The organism is Streptacidiphilus sp. PAMC 29251 (assembly GCF_054208735.2).
On sequence record NZ_CM135725.2, the window covers coordinates 9,034,252 to 9,053,179 of the forward strand.

14 protein-coding genes and 8 pseudogenes are annotated in these 18,928 nt (G+C 71.8%); 12 read left to right on the plus strand and 10 right to left on the minus strand.

The features are described from left to right. The first annotated feature begins 3 nt into the window (after positions 1–3). From ACXKR8_RS43135 to ACXKR8_RS43165, 7 genes and pseudogenes are all read left to right on the plus strand, one after another. Positions 4–1,679 (plus strand): annotated as a pseudogene (locus ACXKR8_RS43135) (amidohydrolase). 621 nt (positions 1,680–2,300) lie between these two features. Continuing rightward, positions 2,301–2,672, plus strand: a complete 372-nt coding sequence (locus ACXKR8_RS43140) for an HD domain-containing protein (RefSeq protein ID WP_462100076.1) — start codon at positions 2,301–2,303, stop codon at positions 2,670–2,672. A gap of 48 nt (positions 2,673–2,720) precedes the next feature. Further along, entirely contained in the window at positions 2,721–3,122 is a 402-nt protein-coding gene (locus tag ACXKR8_RS43145; protein ID WP_458269983.1) for an LppU/SCO3897 family protein, read from the plus strand. A 106-nt stretch (positions 3,123–3,228) separates the two neighbouring features. Then, a pseudogene (gene lnt / locus ACXKR8_RS43150) lies at positions 3,229–4,905 on the plus strand (apolipoprotein N-acyltransferase). Between the two features lie 65 nt (positions 4,906–4,970). Continuing rightward, a pseudogene (locus ACXKR8_RS43155) lies at positions 4,971–5,805 on the plus strand (polyprenol monophosphomannose synthase). Positions 5,806–5,908: 103 nt separating this feature from the next. Continuing rightward, positions 5,909–6,232 carry an FxsA family protein gene (locus tag ACXKR8_RS43160; protein ID WP_462100077.1) on the plus strand — a complete coding sequence of 108 codons (324 nt, stop codon included), beginning with the start codon at positions 5,909–5,911 and terminating at the stop codon, positions 6,230–6,232. Positions 6,233–6,296: 64 nt separating this feature from the next. After that, positions 6,297–6,470, plus strand: a complete 174-nt coding sequence (locus ACXKR8_RS43165) for a hypothetical protein (RefSeq protein WP_462100078.1) — start codon at positions 6,297–6,299, stop codon at positions 6,468–6,470. A 154-nt stretch (positions 6,471–6,624) separates the two neighbouring features. Here ACXKR8_RS43165 and ACXKR8_RS43170 read toward each other — a convergent pair. The 4 genes and pseudogenes from ACXKR8_RS43170 to ACXKR8_RS43185 form a co-directional block, all read right to left on the minus strand. Next, a pseudogene (locus ACXKR8_RS43170) lies at positions 6,625–7,000 on the minus strand (RNA polymerase-binding protein RbpA). A 264-nt stretch (positions 7,001–7,264) separates the two neighbouring features. After that, the gene (locus ACXKR8_RS43175; protein ID WP_458269988.1) at positions 7,265–8,647 is read right to left on the minus strand and encodes an MFS transporter; all 1,383 of its coding nucleotides are present in this window, start codon (positions 8,645–8,647) and stop codon (positions 7,265–7,267) included. A gap of 37 nt (positions 8,648–8,684) precedes the next feature. Further along, positions 8,685–9,493: pseudogene (locus ACXKR8_RS43180) on the minus strand (glycerophosphodiester phosphodiesterase). A 56-nt stretch (positions 9,494–9,549) separates the two neighbouring features. Next, positions 9,550–9,984 (minus strand): winged helix-turn-helix transcriptional regulator, encoded by a 435-nt coding sequence (locus tag ACXKR8_RS43185; RefSeq protein ID WP_458269990.1) that lies wholly within the window; start codon positions 9,982–9,984, stop codon positions 9,550–9,552. Between the two features lie 118 nt (positions 9,985–10,102). Between ACXKR8_RS43185 and ACXKR8_RS43190 the strand changes: the two genes are divergently transcribed. Continuing rightward, positions 10,103–10,951 carry an MBL fold metallo-hydrolase gene (locus tag ACXKR8_RS43190; RefSeq protein WP_458269991.1) on the plus strand — a complete coding sequence of 283 codons (849 nt, stop codon included), beginning with the start codon at positions 10,103–10,105 and terminating at the stop codon, positions 10,949–10,951. A 63-nt stretch (positions 10,952–11,014) separates the two neighbouring features. Here ACXKR8_RS43190 and ACXKR8_RS43195 read toward each other — a convergent pair whose 3' ends face one another. Then, entirely contained in the window at positions 11,015–11,197 is a 183-nt protein-coding gene (locus ACXKR8_RS43195) for a hypothetical protein (protein ID WP_458269992.1), read from the minus strand. 137 nt (positions 11,198–11,334) lie between these two features. Between ACXKR8_RS43195 and ACXKR8_RS43200 the strand changes: the two are divergent. Continuing rightward, a pseudogene (locus ACXKR8_RS43200) lies at positions 11,335–11,848 on the plus strand (DinB family protein). Positions 11,849–12,043: 195 nt separating this feature from the next. On the opposite strand, the gene ACXKR8_RS43205 reads toward ACXKR8_RS43200, so the two are convergent. Beyond that, a complete protein-coding gene (locus ACXKR8_RS43205) occupies positions 12,044–12,238 on the minus strand; it encodes a hypothetical protein (protein ID WP_458269994.1) in 195 nt (64 codons plus the stop codon). 334 nt (positions 12,239–12,572) lie between these two features. Then, positions 12,573–12,758 carry a hypothetical protein gene (locus tag ACXKR8_RS43210; protein WP_462100079.1) on the minus strand — a complete coding sequence of 62 codons (186 nt, stop codon included), beginning with the start codon at positions 12,756–12,758 and terminating at the stop codon, positions 12,573–12,575. Between ACXKR8_RS43210 and ACXKR8_RS43215 the strand changes: the two genes are divergently transcribed. The 3 genes and pseudogenes from ACXKR8_RS43215 (at position 12,748) to ACXKR8_RS43225 (ending at position 14,982) form a co-directional block, all read left to right on the plus strand. Then, complete coding sequence (locus ACXKR8_RS43215; RefSeq protein WP_462100080.1) at positions 12,748–13,803, plus strand: hypothetical protein; 1,056 nt, start codon at positions 12,748–12,750, stop codon at positions 13,801–13,803. The two genes, ACXKR8_RS43210 and ACXKR8_RS43215, sit on opposite strands and share 11 nt — an antisense overlap. Positions 13,804–13,825: 22 nt before the next feature. Further along, on the plus strand, positions 13,826–14,362 hold the full coding sequence (locus tag ACXKR8_RS43220; protein WP_458269996.1) for an NUDIX hydrolase: 537 nt from the start codon (positions 13,826–13,828) through the stop codon (positions 14,360–14,362). Positions 14,363–14,426: 64 nt separating this feature from the next. Then, positions 14,427–14,982 (plus strand): annotated as a pseudogene (locus tag ACXKR8_RS43225) (flavoprotein). Positions 14,983–15,103: 121 nt separating this feature from the next. Here the strand turns inward: ACXKR8_RS43225 and ACXKR8_RS43230 are convergent. The 3 genes and pseudogenes from ACXKR8_RS43230 to ACXKR8_RS43240 all read right to left on the minus strand — a co-directional run bounded on the left by ACXKR8_RS43230 (position 15,104) and on the right by ACXKR8_RS43240 (position 18,880). Then, positions 15,104–15,307 (minus strand): DUF4236 domain-containing protein, encoded by a 204-nt coding sequence (locus ACXKR8_RS43230; RefSeq protein WP_458269998.1) that lies wholly within the window; start codon positions 15,305–15,307, stop codon positions 15,104–15,106. 220 nt (positions 15,308–15,527) lie between these two features. Then, positions 15,528–17,074: pseudogene (locus ACXKR8_RS43235) on the minus strand (amino acid permease). Between the two features lie 168 nt (positions 17,075–17,242). Beyond that, on the minus strand, positions 17,243–18,880 hold the full coding sequence (locus tag ACXKR8_RS43240; protein WP_462100081.1) for a hypothetical protein: 1,638 nt from the start codon (positions 18,878–18,880) through the stop codon (positions 17,243–17,245). Positions 18,881–18,928: the final 48 nt, after the last annotated feature.

Sequence of the window (18,928 nt, forward strand, 5' to 3'; positions counted from 1 at the left end):
CCCATGGACCACGCTGCCCCCCGCCCCGCCCTGCCCGCCCCGGACGAGCCCGCCGTGCGCACCCTGCTGCTGCGCGGCGGCGACGTCTACAGCCCGGCCGACCCCTTCGCCACCGCCCTGCTGGTGCAGGACGGCACGGTCGCCTGGGTGGGCTCGGACAGCGCGGCCGAGAGCTACGCGCGGGACGCGGACGCCGTGGTCGACCTCGCCGGGGCGCTGGTCACCCCGGCCTTTGTGGACGCCCATGTGCACGCCACCTCGACCGGTCTGGCACTGACCGGCCTCGACCTCACCGGCTGCCCCGGCCTCGCCGAGGCGCTGCGCCGGATCGAGGAGTTCGTCGGCGCACAGCCCGCCGCCGCCAGGACCGGGGGCGTGCTGATGGGCCACGGCTGGGACGAGACCGGCTGGCCCGAGGGCCGTCCGCCGACCCAGCAGGAGCTGGACCGCGCCTGCGGCGGCGCGGCCGTCTACCTCTCCCGCACCGATGTGCACTCGGCGCTGGCCTCCACCGCGCTCCGGGCGCTGGTCGGCGGCGGCCCTGAACAAGGCGATGGCGGGGCCTCAGGCAGAGACGCCGGCCCGCTCACCGGGGACGCGCACCACGCCGTGCGCCGGGCCGCGCTGGCGCATCTGACGCCGCGCCAGCGCGAGGACGCACAGCGGGCGATGCTGCGCCGGGCCGCCGAGCTGGGCATCGGCTCGGTGCATGAGTGCGCCGGACCCGACATCTCCTCCGAGCAGGATTTCACCGCCCTGCTGGCGCTCGCCGCCGAGGGCGGCGGCCCCGAGGTGTTCGGCTACTGGGGCGAGCTGGGCGCGGTGGACACCGCCCGCCGGCTGGGTGCGGTCGGGGCCGGCGGCGACCTCTTCGTGGACGGCGCGGTGGGCTCGCACACGGCCTGTCTGCAGCACCGCTACGCCGACCGGGCGGGGGAGGGCGCCGAGTACCTGACCGCCGCGCAGATCACCGGGCACCTGCTGGCCTGCACCGAGGCCGGGATCCAGGCCGGGTTCCACGCCATCGGCGACGCCGCACTGGGCGCCGTGGTCGCCGGGGCCAGGCCGCCGCCGAGAAGCTGGGCCTGGCCCGGGTGCGCGCGCTGCGGCACCGGGTGGAGCACGCCGAGCTGCTGGACGCGGACGGCATCGCCGGCTTCGCCGAGCTGGGCCTCACCGCCTCGGTGCAGCCCGCCTTCGACGCCGCCTGGGGCGGCCCGGAGGGGATGTACGTCACCCGCCTCGGCGCGGAGCGGGCCGCCGCGATGAACCCCTTCGCGGCCATGGTCAGGGCCGGCATCCCGCTGGCCTTCGGCTCCGACGCGCCGGTCACCCCGCTGGACCCCTGGGGCGCCGTCCGCGCCGCCGCGTTCCACCGCACCCCGGCCCACCGGATCTCGGTCCGGGCCGCGTTCACCGCCCACACCAGGGGCGGCTGGCGCGCGCTGGGCCGGGACGAGGCGGGTGTGCTGGTCCCGGGCGCACCGGCCGACTACGCCGTCTGGGCGCCGACCGAACTGGTGGTTCAGGCCCCCGACGAGCGGGTCTCCAACTGGTCCACCGACCCCCGCTCGGGCGTGCCGGGCCTGCCGGACCTCACTCCGGGCGGCGATCTCCCGCGCTGCCTGGCGACCGTGGTGAACGGCCGCACCGTGCACCTGGCCCGGGACGAGGGTTAGAGCGCCGGGCGGTCGCGGCTGTCCGGATACCGCCGAACGGCGGGTGTCCCGATCACCCGATGGACTGGTTCACAGCGCTCTGACCTGCGGTTTTACTCCGTTTGGGCAGGTCGGAGGGCGGTTGACAGGCGACCGGAGGCGGCGAGTAGGTTCGGCGGCGTCCACCTTCCGGAATCCTCCGCAGACCGACCGACCGGAACACCTCCACGCAAAACCCGGGACCACAACTGGGCCATAGAGCGGCGTCCCCGTCAGGGGAGCGCCGACAGGCAGCCAGGTCCAGTCGCTCCAGGCCCGGGGAGCGCGGGCGCCGGCAGGCCAACCGGGTCCGGTCGGTTAGGTGAGACCCGGGCACGGCCCGGACGCTCAGTAGACAACGGCCTTCGGTCGATCCGCAGCCAGCGGCTCCCAGGTCGGACCGAAGAGCGTTCGGGCCGCGCCCGTCGGCACGAGCACAGAACTACGAGGAGGGGGAGAGCCGGATGGGCATCACCCTCGCCGCCGTGGACGCGCTGGCGGACCGCGCGCACGCCGGGCAGGTCGACAAGAGCGGCGTTCCCTACATCCAGCAACGTCCGCGCCGTCGCGGCCGGCCTCGCCCCGTTCGGGACCGGGCTGCGGATGGCCGGGCTACTGCACGACACCGTCGAGGACACCGGGACGACAGCGGCCGGGCTGCTCAGTGCGGGTGTGCCGGCCGCGGTGGTGGGCCTGGTGCTCCGGGTCAGCAACCGGCCCGGCGTCCCCTACGAGGAGATGCTGCGGGAGATCAGCGGCGACTACGCCGCCTGCCTGCTGAAGATCTCCGACAACGCCCACAACAGCGTCCCGGAGCGCGCCGCGCTGCTGCCCGAGGCGCAGCGCGACCGCCTGGCCGCCAAGTACTCCCACGCCCGTGCGCTGCTGTGGCCGGCCGTGGCCGCGGAGGACGTGGCGTCGATCCTGGAGATCGTCAACCCCTCGCTGCTGGCGGTGCTGGGCGCGAGCCGCTGACCCGGCGCAGACTGGGAGGAGACCCTCTCCGAACGGGACGGCCGCGACATGTCCGAGCATCAAGCGTCAACGCAGACCGAGCAGGACGGCTACTGGACCACCGCCAGGATCGCCCTGGTCTTCGTGCTCGGGGCCCTGGTCGTCGCCGCCCTCAGCTACGGCGGCGCGCACCTCTCCGCGGACCGGGTCGGCCCGGTGCACCAGCCCGCCGTCCCCGCGGCCAAGCAGGGCGACTGCGTGGGCCGGACCGGGGACCGGGCGGTGGACTGCGGCAGCGACGCGGCGCAGTTCGCGGTGGTCCAGTCCTTCCCCGGCTCGACCGACCGGAACCAGTGCGCGGACGTCCCCGGCAGCGAGTTCGCCCTGGTCCAGCGGGTCACCGCGACCACCCAGGGCACCGTGCTGTGCGTCGAACCGCTGCGGGTGGATCCGCGCTGGCAAGGTGAGTAAGAGCCGGTCCCACCAGCCGTCGGGCGGACCCGCAGGCCGTTTCCCGGCCTTCACGCTGTACGGTCTTCGGAAACGTACCTCCAACGCGTGAGTGAGTGTGGCGCTCGTGGTCCTCCCCCTCGACCCAGGTCTGCGTGTCGACGACGCCGACTCGGGCGCTGCCGCCGACGCGTCTCCGCCCGCGGCCTCCCGGCTGGCCCGGCGCCGGCGGAAGCTCAGGGCCGGCTTCCCGCGCACCGTCCTGGCGCTGGCCTGCGGTGTGCTGCTGGCGCTGTCCTTCCCGCCCTACGGGGTGTGGCCGCTGTCGCTGGTCGCCGTGGCCGGGCTCAGCCTGCTCACCCACCGCCGCACCGCCCGGCAGGCCGCCTGGACCGGGTTCGCCTTCGGCGCGCCCTTCCTGATCTGGCTGCTGGCCTGGCTGACCGTGATCGGCGCGGACGCCTGGCTGCTGCTCGCCGTGTTCGAGTCGCTGTTCCTGGCCCTGATGGCGGCCGGGCTGGCCACCGTCTCCCGGCTGCCCGGCTGGCCGCTCTGGACCGCCTGCCTCTGGGTGGCCCAGGAGTGGGCCAGGGACCGGGTTCCGCTCGGCGGCTTCCCCTGGGGCCGGCTCGCCTTCGCCAACACCACCTCGCCGTCACCCCGTTGGCGGCACTCGGCGGCGCCCCGCTGGTCAGTTTCGCGGTGGCGCTCAGCGGAGCACTGCTGGCGGCCGCCGTGCTGGCGCTGCGCGGCGACGACCTGCGCGGCAACGTCCTGCGCGGCCCTGAAGGGGCCGGGAAGCGCCGGAAGGCGCTGGGCGCGGTGGCCATCGCCCTGGCCGCCGGCGTGGTCGGCTACGCCGTGCCGCTGCCGACCGCGGGCACCACCGCCGGGGGCCCGGCCCAGGCCGACATCGCGGTCATCCAGGGCAATGTCCCGCACGCCGGGATGGACTTCCTCGGCCGCCCGATGCAGGTGCTGCAGAACCACGTCGCGGCCACCGAGAAGCTGGCCCAGCAGGTCGCGGCGGGCAAGGTCAAGCGTCCGCAGCTGGTCATCTGGCCGGAGAACTCCTCCGACGTGGACCCCTACACCACGCCCGAGGCCTACTCGGCGATCCAGGGCGCGGTGGACTCCATCGGCGTCCCGATCCTGGTCGGTGCGCTGGTCGACGGGCCGGACGCGCAGCACGTCCAGAACGAGGGCATCGTCTGGGCCCCGTCCGACGCGGTCCACCCCGGCCCCGGCGCGCACTACACCAAGCAGCACCCGGTGCCCTTCGGCGAGTACGTTCCGTTCCGCTCCGTGCTCTCGAAGTACATCACCCGTTTGCAGCGGGTGGCCCGTGACTTCGCCCCGGGTACCAGTACCGGTTATCCTTCAGGTCGGTCCGCCAGGATCGGTGACGTGATCTGCTTCGAAGTGGCGTACGACGGCATCGTGAGCGACGCGGTCAGCAAGGGAGGCCGGGTACTCGTGGTGCAGACCAACAACGCCACGTACGAGCACACCGGCCAGCCGGACCAGCAGTTCGCCGATGTCGCGGCTGCGGGCCGTCGAACACGGACGGGCCGTCCTGATCGCCGCCACCAGCGGGATCAGCGCGGTGATCGAGCCGGACGGCAGCGTGCTGAAGCGTACTCAGCTCGCCACCGCCGCCGAGATCGAGGCTTCGGTCCCGCTCCGCGACCCGCTGACCCTCGCGGACCGGGTCGGCGCGGTGCCGGAGTGGATCCTCGCCATGATCGGCCTGCTCGCGGTCGGGGCAGCCGTTGCGCTCCGGAGGCGCGCGGGAACGCGTTGAGGACCAGACGGGTCCACGACGAGACACCAACGCTGAAGTGATGCAGCAGAAGAAGGGGCCGGTCCGTGACGGACAGCAGCATTGAGGGCACCGAGACCTTCGGTGACCTGGGCAGGATCCTCGTGATCATCCCGACCTACAACGAGCTGGAGAACATCCCGCTCATCACCGCCCGGGTCAGGGCTGCCGTGCCGGAGGCGCACATCCTGGTCGCGGACGACAACAGTCCGGACGGCACCGGGGCCGAGGCCGACCGGCTGTCCGAGTCGGACCCGCAGATCCAGGTGCTGCACCGGAAGGGCAAGGAAGGCCTCGGCGCCGCCTACCTGGCCGGCTTCCGCTGGGGCATCGAGCACGGCTTCGACGTCCTGGTCGAGATGGACGCGGACGGCTCGCACCAGCCGGAGCAGCTCCCGCGCCTGCTCACCGCCCTGCGCAGCGGGGCCGACCTGGCCCTGGGCTCGCGCTGGGTGCCCGGCGGCGAGGTGGTGAACTGGCCGGTGAGCCGGCAGCTGATCTCCCGTGGCGGCAGCTTCTACTCGCGGACCATGCTGAAACTGTCGGTCCGCGACGTCACCGGCGGCTTCCGTGCCTTCCGCAAGCAGACCCTGCTCGGCAATCGGCATGAACGAGGTGGCCTCGCAGGGCTACTGCTTCCAGGTCGACCTGGCCTGGCGCACGGTCCGGGCCGGGTTCACCGTCGCCGAGGTGCCGATCAGCTTCGTCGAGCGCGAGCTCGGCGCCAGCAAGATGAGCCGCAACATCCTGGTCGAGGCACTGCTCCGGGTCACCGTCTGGGGAGTCAACTACCGGCTCGGACGCGTGCCCGCCCCGGTGGCCGAGGTCGAGCCCGCGGTTGAGCCCGAGGTCGGGGCCGAGGTGCAGAGCGCCCGCAACTGAGTGCACCCTGGTCAACGGAACACCTTTCCGGTTCCGCACGTTGACCAGGCAAGAGGCATGTCCGTGCAGCGGCGTGCCCGAGCGCAAGGGGAGTGGCAGCACGGTGAGCCAGGTACAAGCGAATACCCGTCCGCGACGAGGGCTGCGCAGGTTCCTGCCGCTGGTGGTGGCCGCCTGGGTGGTTCTGGAGATCTGGCTGCTGATCCTGCTGGCCGGCTGGATCGGCGGGCTCGGCCTGTTCGCCGTGCTGGTCGTCTCGGCGCTGCTCGGCGGCTGGGTGATCAAGCGGGCCGGGCTGCGGGCGCTGCGCAGCGCCACCGCCGGCATGCGCGGCGGCCCCGGAGCGGCCCCGGGCGCGGCCCCGGCGGCCGACCGATCGGGAACGAGACCAGGACGGCGGTCACCATCGCCGGAGGGCTGCTGCTGATCCTCCCGGGGCTGCTCTCCGACCTGCTCGGCTGGCCTGCCTGTTCCCGCCACAGCGGCCCTGCTTGCGGCGTTTCCCGGACCGCTGGGTCCGCCGCAGCACCGAGCAGCTGCGGATCCACCGTCCGGACGGCCGGGTCGTCCCGGGCGAGGTCATCGTCGGCGAGGTGGTCGACCCGGACCCGTTCACCAAGAACGACCCCTACGGCTACGGCACGGACCGGGACCAGTTGCGCTGAGCGCTCCGGACCGGGGCTCGCGTGGGCTCGTGGGTGTGGGCGCAGCAACACGGCAGGACCGCAGAAACACGGCAGGGCCCGGGACGCGGCACCTGGTGGTGGTGCCTCGTCCCGGGCCCTGCCGTGCCCGCCCTGGTGGGGGCGGGCGCCTGGATCAGGCTGACTTGCGGTTGTCGCGAGGATGGACGGCGATGTTCATCCGACCGGACCGCAGTACTGCGAGCCGTTCGGCGAGCACCTCCTCAAGCTCCTCGCGGGTGCGCCTTTCCATCAGCATGTCCCAATGCGTCCGGGCCGGCTTGGCCTTCTTCTCCTCCGGCTCCTCGCCATTGAGCAGTAGGGCCTCGCTGCCGCAGAAGCGGCACTCCCACGCGGTGGGAAATCTCGGCCTCTACAGAGAACGGCACCTCAAAGCGGTGGCCGTTCGTACATGCGTACTCGACGGTCTGGCGCGGGGCCAGGTCGATGCCGCGGTCGGTCTCGTAGCTGGTGGCCCCGAGTCGCGTGCCGCGGAGAGCTCGCTCACTCATGAATCGTGCCTCCCGGGCTTATGGCCCACAGGACTGGATGTCGCTGTCTTCGTCAGTTGGTGCAACGTGCGGCAACCGTCGAAGATTCCCGGTGGGGAGATGCGTCTTCCGTCGTGCCGCCCCTGTTTGTACCCACACCCATCCGATTTGTCACATCTGAGCACAGATATCACCCTGAGTTGCGAAACTTTCGCATGCCGTGACGGTAGTGGGCGGGGGATTCGCGGCGTACACTGCTCGACTTCCCCGAAGCCGCCGGTCCATTCACAGCCGGTCGGGGACCGGGTTGCCCACCGCCTCGACGGCCCGCCGGACCGGGACCCGGAGCAGCAGCAGGAAGCCGATCACAAAGAACACCAGCAGCGAGATGATCGCCACCCGGTAGCTCCCGGTCAGCTGGTAGGCGAGGCCGAACACCAGGGGCCCCATCCAGCTGGTGCCGCGGTCGCTGATCTTGTAGAGGCTGAAGTACTCGGCCTCGCGTCCGGCCGGGATCAGATGCGAGAAGACCGACCGGGACAGCGCCTGGCTGCCGCCCAGCACCAGGCCGATCAGTATCGCCAGGACGAAGAACCAGGCCGCGCTGTCGGCGGGCATGACGTAGCCGAGGGCCAGCGTGAAGACCCACCCGACGAGCGAACCGAGGATGGTCCGTTTGGCGCCGAAGCTGCGGGCCAGTCGGCCCAGCAGCAGGGCCCCGGCGATGGCGACCACCTGGACCACCAGGATCGCGGTGACCAGGGTGCCCTGGCCCATGTGCAGTTCCTTGCTGCCGAACAGGGAGGCCTGCGAGATCACGGTCTGGATGCCGTCGTTGTAGAACAGGAAGGCGACCAGGAAGAGCAGTGTCAGCGGGTAGCGGCGCATTCCGCGCAGGGTGGCGGTCAACTCGCGCAGGGTGCCCCCGGCCGCCTGCTGCTCCATCTGCTCCATCTGCTCCATCTGCTGCTCGGGTGGGACGGTGGCCAGCGCCGCGCCGTACTGCGGGCGGGTGGGCAGCCGCCGCATCGGCAGGATGGTGAAGGCCGCCCACCAGGCCCCGGCCGAGGCCAGGCAGAGCCGGACCGCCGTTCCCTGGGTCAGCCCGAGCGCGGCGTGCCCCTCGTACATGGCCAGGTTGATGATCAGCAGCAGGCCGCCGCCGCCGTAGCCGAAGGCCCAGCCCCTGGACGAGACTGCGTCGCGGTCGTCGGGGGCGGCCAGCCCGGGCAGGAAGGAGTTGGCGAGCGCGGCCGAGACGGCGTAGCAGATGTTGGCCAGCACCAGCAGGCCGCCGCCGAGGAGGTAGCGGTCCCCGCGGAGGAAGAACATGCCGAGGGTGGCGGCGGCACCGAGGTAGGCGAAGCCGCAGAGCAGCCGGCGGTGCAGCCCGGTGCGGTCGGCGACGGTCCCGGCGACCAGCATCACCACGACCGAGAGCAGCACCGAGGCGGAGACCGCGTAGGGGTAGAAGGAGCCGGCCCGGACCGGTATGCCCAGCGGGTGCACATCGCCGTGGGCGTCGGCGGCGTTGGTGGCCACGGTGGTGAGGTAGGGGCCGAGGAAGACCGTCAGCACGGTCGCCGAGAAGGCGGCGTTGGCCCAGTCGTTGAAGAACCAGCCGTACTGCTGGCGGCGCAGGACGGCTGTGTCGGGATCGGTGCTCACGTGCGGTTGTGCTCCCCCTGGGTCCGGCCCGGTTCTGCTACTGGCCGGGCCAGGCGCCGCGCTCGATCAGCGCATCGCGCAGGATGTCGATGCGATCCGCCATGATGCCATCAACTCCGAGGTCGAGGAGGGCATGTACCTGATCAGCGGTGTCCACGGTCCAGACATGGACCTGCAGGCCGAGCGCGTGGGCCGTCCGGACGAACGGGCGGTCCACCAGCGGGAGGCCGTTGGCGGGCCAGTGCACCGGCACCTGGACGCAGACCGCCTGCCGCCGTGCGGCCGCGCCGAGCAGCCGGTCCACCGGACCGGGCCGCTGAGCGAGCGCAGCCGCAGGCCGAGGATGGCGCGCGGGGCCAGCGAGGCGGCCAGCCGGGGCCCGGCGGCGGCCCGGACGGCGGCCAGCCGTCCGTCCGAGAAGGAGCCGACGCAGACCCGGTCCCAGGCGGCGGCTCGGCGGATGGCGGCCACCAGCGGGCGGACCGCGCCGGGGGCCTTCACATCGACGTTGAAGCGGGCGTCGGGGAAGGCGTCCAGCAGCTCCTCGAAGCGCGGGATGGGCTCGCGCCCGGCGATCCGCGCGGTGGCGACCGCCCGCCAGGGGAGTGCGGCGATGGCGCCCGCGCCGTCGGTGGCACGTTCCAGCCGGGTGTCGTGGAAGGCGACCAGGACGCCGTCCGAGGTGGCCTGGACGTCCGTCTCCAGGTACCGGTAGCCGAGCGCGACCGCACGGGTGAACGCCGCCATGGAGTTCTCCGGGCCGCCGAGGTCCCCGCCGCGATGGGCGAAGGCGAGCGGCCCCGGGTGGTCCAGGAACGGGTGGCGCGGAAGGCGTCGGCTGGTCACGGGCAGAAGTATGCATCCCCGGGGAGTGCGCCGGGAGGTTCGAGGGGCTGCTGATCTCAGCCGGCCCGGCGGCTGGGGTCCAGGCCCGGGTGGAGGCGCGGGTTGCGGCGCGGGTTGCGCCCCGGGTTGTCGGCCGACTGCGTTGCGGCGGGGGCGTCGCGGGCCGCGCGCACCTCGGCGAGGTGGTCCTCCGCCCAGCGGCACACCTCGACCAGCAGCGGCGACAGCGATGCCCCCAGCGGGGTGAGCGAGTACTCGACATGCGGGGGCACCACCGGGAACGCGACCCGCCGGACGATCCCCTCGGCCTCCAGGGTGCGCAGGGTCTGGGTGAGCACCTTCTGGCTGATGCCGCCGACCGCGCGCTGCAACTGCGCGTGGCGCAGGGTGCGGTCCAGCAGGGCGTACAGGATGAGCGCGCTCCACTTGTCGGCGATCAGGTCCAGCACTTCGCGTGAGCCGCAGTTCGGGTCGAACACGTCAGGTTCCACGGACGCCTTCTCGCGGGTATAGGCACCAGAAAGTACGTACTTCCCTGGTGGACGGTACCGGTCCTACGGTCGCTGGCACCAGCACTCCAGCCATGTCACGGAACCGGGGAACTCCATCATGTCCGAGCCGTTGTCCGACCTGCTCGCCCTGCACACCCACACCGCCGCCGAAACCGGACTGAGCGTCAACTCCTATCTGCTGGAAGGTCCGAGGGGTGTCGTCGTGATCGACACCAGCCTGCTCAACTCCGACATCGCGGCGCTCGGCGCCCGGCTGCGGGCGCTGCGGAAGCCGCTGCTGGCGGTGTTCGTCACCCACGCCCACCCGGACCACTTCAACGGGGTGCACGCCCTGGTCGGGGACAGCGACGTCCCAGTCTACGCGACCGGGGGAGTGGCCCGGACGATCCGTCGGATCGCCGACGCCAAACGGGCCCAGTGGGGGCCGGTCTACGGCCCGGAGTGGCCCGCGGTGACCGGGTACCCGACGGTGGAACTGGCCGACAAGGAGCAGGTCGGGATCGACGGCGCGACGTACACCGCGCGGGAGGTCGGACCGGCCGAGAGCCATGCCGACAGCTTCTTCCTGGTCCGGCCGAGCGGCGGCCGGACGGTCGCCTTCATCGGCGACCTCGCCTTCCACCACGTCCACTCGTACACGGCGGACGGCCACAGCGGGCTGTGGTTGGAGGCGTTGGACGCCCTCGCCGTCGAACTGGCGGAGGCCACCCGGCTGTTCCCTGGCCACGGGGTGCCGGCCGGGCCCGAGTTGTTCGCCGCCCAGCGGCAGTACCTGCTGTTCTACCGGGAGGTGGTCCGCCGCCTCGCCGACGGCCGTCCCGCGCTGGACGAGGCGGCCAAGGCCGAGCTGGACCGCGAACTCCAACGCTTCCTCCCCGGCGCCCCGCTGACCTGGATGATCGGCCTCGGCGCGGACGCGGTGGCCGCGGAGCTGGCGGGTGGGTAGACGTAGACAGCCGTCCGGCCCGCACGGAGCACTGTGCGGGCCGGACGGCTGGGTTCCCTCTGCTCAGCGGCGGGTGCGGCGACGCGGGGTGTAGGTCGTGGTGCCGACTCCGGAGAGGTGCAGGGCGAGCAGGGTCAGGCCGAGCAGCATCAGACTTGTCGGCGAGAAGACTCTGTCCACAGCGATGTTGGCCGCGTTGATCACGAAGGCCACGCCGAACGCCACAGCGGCAGCTATTCCAAGCATGGGGAACCTCTTTCGACAGGGGTGCGGACGACGGAAGCCTCCATCGCCTCTGCCGAGCCCCTACCCCGGCCCGCCCCATGGATTCGCCCGCATAATCCAGGTGCTGACGACATGGCATTCAGGTACGGTCAGCGGCCATGACTCTTCCCCGTGACCGTCCCCCGTTCACCGCCGACGAGCGCACGCAACTGGTCGGCTGGCTCGACATGCAGCGTGCGATCGTCAGCTGGAAAGTGCGAGGGGCTGTCCGAGCAGGACGCCCATCGCGCCACCCTGCCGGACTCCCCGTACATGACGATGGCGGGCGTGGTCTCGCATCTGCGCTGGGTCGAGCACTGCTGGTTCGAGGTGCTGTTCCTGGGCGGCCCGGCCGAGGGCCCGCAGTTCGACGATGGCCCCGAGGACGCCGACATGATGGTCGACGGAATCCCGCTCGCCCAGCTCCTGGCGGAGTACCAGCAGCAGTGCGCGGTCTCCAACAAGATCGTGGCAGCCCACGCCCTGGACGAGGCGGGCCGCCACCCCGACTTCCGCTCCGCCGCGGGCAGCCTGCGCTGGATGCTGCTCCACATGCTCGAGGAGACCGCCCGCCACATCGGCCACCTGGACGCCATCCGCGAACTCCTGGACGGCAAGAAGGGCTACTACTGACCACAGTTCAGCGGGAGTACGTCCGCGCCGGCGGGCTCGCCGGGATCCGGCGCTTGCACGGGCCTGTGCATTCCACGACGGTTCCGCCGGCCCTGCAGTCCCCGTGGATCTCAGCGACGAGCCGTTTGGCCGGACCCCAGGCTCCGCAGCGTCGGCAGTACCCGGGCGCGGTCCCGGTCGGCTCCTCGTCGGCGCTCACTTCGTGGCCTCCGCAGTGTGGTGGGTGCAGGCGCAGGGGCGTTCCTGCCAGCCGAGGACCGGGTGCCGGAAGCCGGGGTACGGGCAGGCCGGGCAGCCGTGGCGGAACGTGGGGTCGGTACGGCCGACAGAGCACTCGGGCTGCAGGTAGCCAGACGGCCGCGGCGCCGGGGCGTCGGTCGGGGCGGTCACGATCGGCTCCCGGTGTGGCCCGAGCAGGCCGCGATAGCCCAGACCAACGGGTGCCCGGGACGGTCCTCGGTGGTGACGTGCCCGGCTGGGTGGAGCGGGACCTGATCGTCGCCGCAGACGATGCATGCCCGCTCGTGGAGCTGGTCGTCGGTGTAGGCGGGTGCGTCGCCACACGGCGCGGAAAGTTGAGGCATGTACACAGCGTCGGCATCCTGGCCGGTCAGCATCAGGGCCACCGTGAGTACCCACCATGTCCCCCTCGGTCGCCGGTAGCCTCGTAACCCACCGTGTAGACCCGACAGCTCGGGAGCAGGGCATGACCCCACCCACATCCCTACCTGCCCATCTCCTCAACGACCCTGGGTTCGTAGCAGCCTGCCAGGAACGTCGCATCGGCGACGTCTTCCTCCTCCTGAAGATCCGCGCCGGGATCTATCCGGCCCGCATTGCCCGCCTGACCACCAGTCGCCGTCACCGAGTACATGAGCGGCAGCCGGGTCATCACCAACATGGACGTCATCGAGCGCATCGCCGACGGCCTCCACATCCCCGGACACCTCCTCGGCCTCGCCGGGCGGGCATGGGAGCCTGACTCTCAAGCCGTCCCGCAGGCCGGCACCTCGGTGAGCGTCGAGACGTGGGACATCCTCGACACCCTCACCCGCTCCGCCGCCAGTCCCGAAGTGCTCCTCCATCTCGAAGCGGCCGTCCTCCGGAACGCCATGCTGTACCCGTCGACCCCGCCACTTCAGCTGATCCCGGCGATGACCCGGCAAATGGCCAAGGTTCACGAGTTCGTTGGCCACCCCCAGTCCGTCACCGCACGGCGCCGATGCGTCCAGCTCCTCGGCGTCCTGTGCGGGCTTCTCGGGTTGGCGTTCCTGGACACCGGCGACGCCGGCCAGTCCAGCGCCCTGATCCACCTCGGGCAGATCGCCGCCGCAGAGGTCGATGACGACGGCCTGACCGCATGGCTCCTGACGATGCAGAGCATCAGCCTGTACAGCACCCGCCGCACCGAGCAGGCTGTGGAAACTCTCGGCCGCGCCGACCGCCTCGCCATCAGTGCGCCACCCCGCCGCCGGGCATGGATCAGTGCGAGTCTGGCCCGCGCCCATGCCGCCCAGGGCCAACAGTCGCAGGCCCTGGCCGCACGGGACCGCGCCGAGGAGCAACTCGCTTTCGGCGGTGATATCGGGGGTATCGACTTCTTCGACGCAGCGCGGCTGGAGGGCATCTCCGGTACCACGCATGTGCTCCTTGGGGAGTACGACAGCGCCGCGGGTCTCCTGGGGAGCGCCCTCAGCCATCGGGCCCGCGATGACGTCAAGGGTCGTGCGCTCCTGATGTTCGACCTTGCAGAATGCCGCATCGGGCAGGGCGAGATTGAAGAGGCCTGTCACCTGGGGCATGCTGCGCTCGACATGGTCGACGGCAGCATCGTCCAGCCCACGGTCATCCGAGCCCAGGCCCTGCAGCGCAGCCTCCAGCCGTGGCGCGCGGCATCAGGGGTACTGGAATTGACCGGGCGCGTGAGAGAGTCGCAGGCACGGATCCGCGACTGAGAGGACTAGGCAGGTGCGCTGGGTGAGCCATGGACGCCGCCTTGTCTACGGCAGCGACTACGTCAACGTGTGGCTGGACGACGTCGAGATTCCAGGCGTCGGCAGAGTCGACCACCACGTACTGACGATGCCCCGCGCTTCAACCACGTCGGTGGTCACTGACGACCAGGGCCGGTTCCTGCTCCTGTGGCGGCACCGCTTCATCACCGACCGGTGGGGCTGGGAGGTACCGGCGGGGTGGACCGAGCCGGGGGAGGACCCGGCTGCGGCGATCCGCCGGGAGGTCGAGGAGGAGACCGGCTGGCGGCCGGGGAAGTCGGTGCCGCTGATGGAGTACGACGCTCTCGCGGGGATCTCCACCATGCACTTCCACTGCTTCCACCTGACGGACTGCACATACACCGGCGCTCCGAAGGACGCGAGCGAGTCGACGCGGGTCGAGTGGGTGAGCGAGGACGACGTGGTGAAGCTGGCCCTGGGCGGCGAGATCGCCGACGGCCCTTCCCTGGCGGCCCTGTCCTACTACCTCGGACCGTACCGGCTGGCTCGGCGAAGCTGAGGTCTGGGCCGCGGGCTCGGGGGCGGTTTGCGTGGTTGCGCCGGCCTGGGGTTGGGTGGCCGGTATGGCTGCTGATCGTGTGCTGTACCTCTTTGGCTCCGCCGCACCGCCGGTCTTCGACGTCGCCTCCGTCGTGGAGCGGGCCCAGGCGGACGGGTGGGACGTCTGCCTCGGGCTGACACCGACCGCTGCGGCTTGGCTGGAGGGCGACCTTCCGGCCCTGGAGGCGCTGACCGGGCACCCGGTCCGCAGCACCTACAAGCTGCCCGGACAGCCGGACGTGTGGCCTGCGGCGACGGCCGTCCTGCTGGCTCCGGCGACGTTCAACACGATCAACTCCTGGGCGCTGGGGCTGACGACCTCGTTCGTCGTCGGGGTCGCGGCGGAGGCGATCGGGAAGGGCATCCCGCTGGTGACGATTGCCGTGTGTCAACGCCGCCTTTGTCAGCCACCCCCAGTTCGACCGCAGCGTCGCGGACCTTCGCGGTGCCGGCGTGCAGGTGCTGCTGGGCGAGGGCGGCTTCGTGCCGAACCTGCCGGGGCAGGGTGATCCGAGGGCCTATCCGTGGGCTCTGGCCCTGGCTGTGGTGGCACGAGCCGGGACGGGTGCGCTCGGATGACTCTCGGCGGCGGGCTGCGCCCTACGGCGGCCGGCGCGGCGAAGCCCAGCACCAGGGGGCAGGTCAGGTGCTGGGCTTCGCTGTGGTGGCTGCCGTTTGCGTCAGGAACCGGTGGGCCTGGTCAGCGGTCGTTGCGGCTGCGGCGGGTGCTGGTGCGGCGCCAGGAGAAGGGGCCGGGGAGGTCGACGCTGCTGGTGCGCTGACCCTTGGTGTTGACGGTCATATGCTCGCGGCCGACGCCGGTGGAGAGCGACATCGAGTGTCCGTTGATGTTCAGGCGCACGCCGGGGAAGATCTTGAAGGATTTGTGAAAACGGAGCGGCATCTGAGGCTCCCTCAGGTAGGCAGGCGGACGGTTCCGTGGCCAGCGTCTGCCCAGCCCTGGTGATTCAACTCCTGCCCGCGGTGCGGGCATCCCGCGTCCGGTGCGGGCCCCGCGTCGGCACAGGCCCCCGCCCCGGTGCGAGCCCCCGCCCCGCCCCAGCGGGCTCCGCTCCGGTGCGGGCGCCCACGGGAAGCGGGCGCCCGCACCGGAAGCGGTCGGTTCAGATGGTGCCGAGGTCGCGTTCGACGGCGGCGAGTTCCTCCGCCGTGCCCTGGACCTTGGGGCCGGTGAACCAGGTGTGCGCCGAGGCGAGCCACCAGATGCCGGCGAAGCCGATCACCACCACCACGGCGATCGGGGCGTAGTTGAAGGACTTGGCGGTGACCGGGCTGACCTGCGGGAGCATGAACAGCCACGGTGATCACCACCACCCAGACCACCGCGAGCACGCCGACCGGCCGGCTCCAGCGGCCCAGGTGCCAGGGCCGCGGACGAAAGCTCTCGCCCTGGAGCAGCCGCAGGAAGGTGGGATCACATAGGCGATGTAGAGGCCGATGACGGCGATGGAGGTGACCGCCGCATAAGCGGTGGAGTTCCACAGATACGGCAGGCCGAGCACGAAGGCCCCGCCCGCCGCCAGCCAGACCGCGTTGGTGGGCGTGCGGGTGCGGGAGTTGATGCGGTGCCAGAGCGCCGACCCCGGCAGCGCGCCGTCCCGGGAGAAGGCGTAGATCATGCGGGAGTTGGCGGTGACCGAGCTCATCCCGCAGAACAACTGGGCGCCGATTCACCACCAGCAGCAGCAGTTTGCCGCCGGTGGCGCCGACCGCGTCGATGAAGATCTGCGCGGGCGGGACGCCGGTGGCGCTGCCCAACTCGCCGCTGTAGCTTTGGATGGCGAAGGTGATGCCGATCAGCAGCACCCAGCCCGCCACCAGCGAGACCACGATGGACATCACGATGCCGCGCGGTCCGGAGCGGGCCGCGTCGTGGGTCTCCTCGGTCATGTGCGCGGAGGCGTCGTACCCGGTGAAGGTGTACTGCGCCAGCAGCAGGCCCAGCGCGGCCACGTACAGGGTGCTGTGCCAGCCGGTGGTGTTGGCGAAGTGGGTGAAGACGAAGGACGCGGACTGGTGGTGCGAGGGGCGATGGCGAGCGCACCGACGATCACCACCACACCGACGATGTGCCACCAGACGCTGATGTTGTTGAGCATGGCGACCAGCCGCACCCCGAAGGTGTTGAGGGCACCGTGCAGCAGCAGGATCAGCCCGAACAGGATCACGGTGTGGCCGGGAGTGGCGCTGAACCACCCTGGATGTCCAGCAGGGCGTTGAGGAACTGGGCCGCGCCGAAGTCGATGCCGGCGGTGACCGCGACCTGTCCGACGAAGTTGAACCAGCCGGTGAACCAGCTGACCACGGGTCCGCTGCGGCCCGGCGCCAGCTTGGCGGCCCAGTAGTAGAGACCTCCGGCGGTCGGGAAGCTCGAACAGACCTCGGCCATCGACAGCCCGACCAGCAGGGTCATCAGGCCGACGAAGGGCCAGCCCCAGACGATCAGGACCGGGCCGCCGGTGTTCATGCCGTACCCGTAGAGGGTCAGACAGCCGGAGATGATGGTGAAGGAGACGGCGAAGTTGGAGAACCCGGACATGGTCCGGGACAGCTCCTGGGCGTAGCCGAGTTCGTGCAGCCGCTGCTCGTCGGCGCTGCGCTCGGGTTGGGGGGAGACGGGGGCGTCGGACGGGGCGTGCTCTGAGGACATGCGCACCTCTCATCGGGTGCGGACCGCTCAATGGTATGGGAGTGGTCCATTGGCGCACTATTGAGCCCGTGCCAGGCCCAGCCGTCAAGAGGCGGCGGTCCGGGACTTGGACGGCGAGGAGCCCCCGGCGGGACGGCCGGGGGCCCCAGGTAGTGCGATGACGCTCCGTCAGGGCAGTTGCAACGCAGTGGTGATGGGCTTGGTGATCTCCCCGGTGCGCTCCTCCGGACGCTCCGCCAGGTCCGCTCGATCCGGGTCAGGACCGGGCGGGATCGGCGGCGGATTCTTGGCCAGCGACAGCGACAGCGCCCCGGCCGGGGCCTCGGTGCGGCTGTCGGAGTGCGGGAGCAGCGCGATCACCGCGTCCCGCTGGTCCGCCGGGGTCTCCTCGTCCAGCGGGTCCGGCGCGGCCGGGACCTGGAGCCGGACCGGCGGGTGGACGCCGAGCCTGGCGTAGCCGCGGCCGGGCGGGGTGTGGCTGGACGGGGTGATGTCCAGCGCCGCGCCCAGCGCGTCCGGGGCGAGGTCCGGGTCCAGCGGGCCGAGGACGACCCGGGCCCTGGCGGCCGAGCGGACCGTCCGGCTTGATCCGCGCAGCGCGTCCAGGTGGTCGGCGACCACCACGGTGATGTGGGCGGTGCGGCCGTGCCGGAGCGGGACCTCCAGCAGGTCCTGCGGGTCGGTGCGGCCCTCCGCCTGGGCCAGTTCGCTCAGCTCGGCCGGGTGGTCCAGCAGCAGCCACAGCGGCCGGACGGTGTCGGCCGGGGGAGTGCCGCCGGTGCGCTTGGCCAGGTTGTGGGCGTCCATCCGGCGGTGGGTCTCGTTCACCGCCCACTCCAGCGCGGCCAGCGCGCCGTGCAGGCTGGTCTCCACGGTGTGCACGCCGGGACGGCCGACCAGGCAGGCGTGCTCGCCGGTGCCCGCGCCGTCGATCACCACGATGTCGCCGTGCACCAGCGCCTGCAGCGCGAGTGAGCGCAGCAGGGTGGAGGTGCCCTGGCCGTGGGTGCCCAGCGCCAGCAGGTGCGGCTCGCCGGCCCGGGGTCCGGTGCGCCACAGCACCGGCGGCTGGTGGGTGGTGCCGGCGCCCTGACGGACCGGGATCATCCGGTTGGTGCTGGTGGTGTCGGTGAACCCGAGCACCACCTCGCCCTGGGCGGTGACATAGGGCTGCGCCAGGATGTCGGTGGGCAGCGGGGTGAGCACCGCGACCTGGAGGTGGTTGGTCTCCTCGTCCCAGGTGAAGCGGTACTCGCGGGTGCGCCCCGCCTTGCTGTGGATCACGTTCTCGATCCGGGCCCTGGCATGCGGCTCGGTGTCGGTGAAGTACGCCGGGTAGCGCAGTTCCAGCGAGCTGAGCCGGCCCTCAGGGTCGAACTCCCAGCTGCCGAAGGCGTCCTTGAAGTCGCCGCCGTGGCTGTAGAGCGGGGCCGGGTCGGAGTCGTGCACCAGGTACGGGGTGAGCGCGGTGTAGATCGCGTTCAGCTTGAGCTGGCTGGTGTCCGGGGCCGGGTCGGGGGCCGGCGAGCGGTCCCGTCCGGCCCAGGCGGCGCTCCCCATCAGGCTCAGCAGCGCCAGCAGCGGGCCGTAGGGGAGCAGGGCGACGGCGGCGATCACCGCGACGGCCAGCAGCAGGGCCGGGCCGCGACGGTCCTTGGGCAGACCGCCCCACCACTTCACGGTCCAGCGGCCGTGCGACCGCAGGCCGCGGCCGATGGTGAGCAGCGGCCCGAACATGTCGGCGGCGTGGTCGCCCGCGGTGCGCGCGATATCGCGTCCGCGGGAGAGGTGCTGGGTCAGGGTCATCGTTCTCTCCGGCGAAGGGCGGCACGGCGGGCATGGCGAGCACAGCGG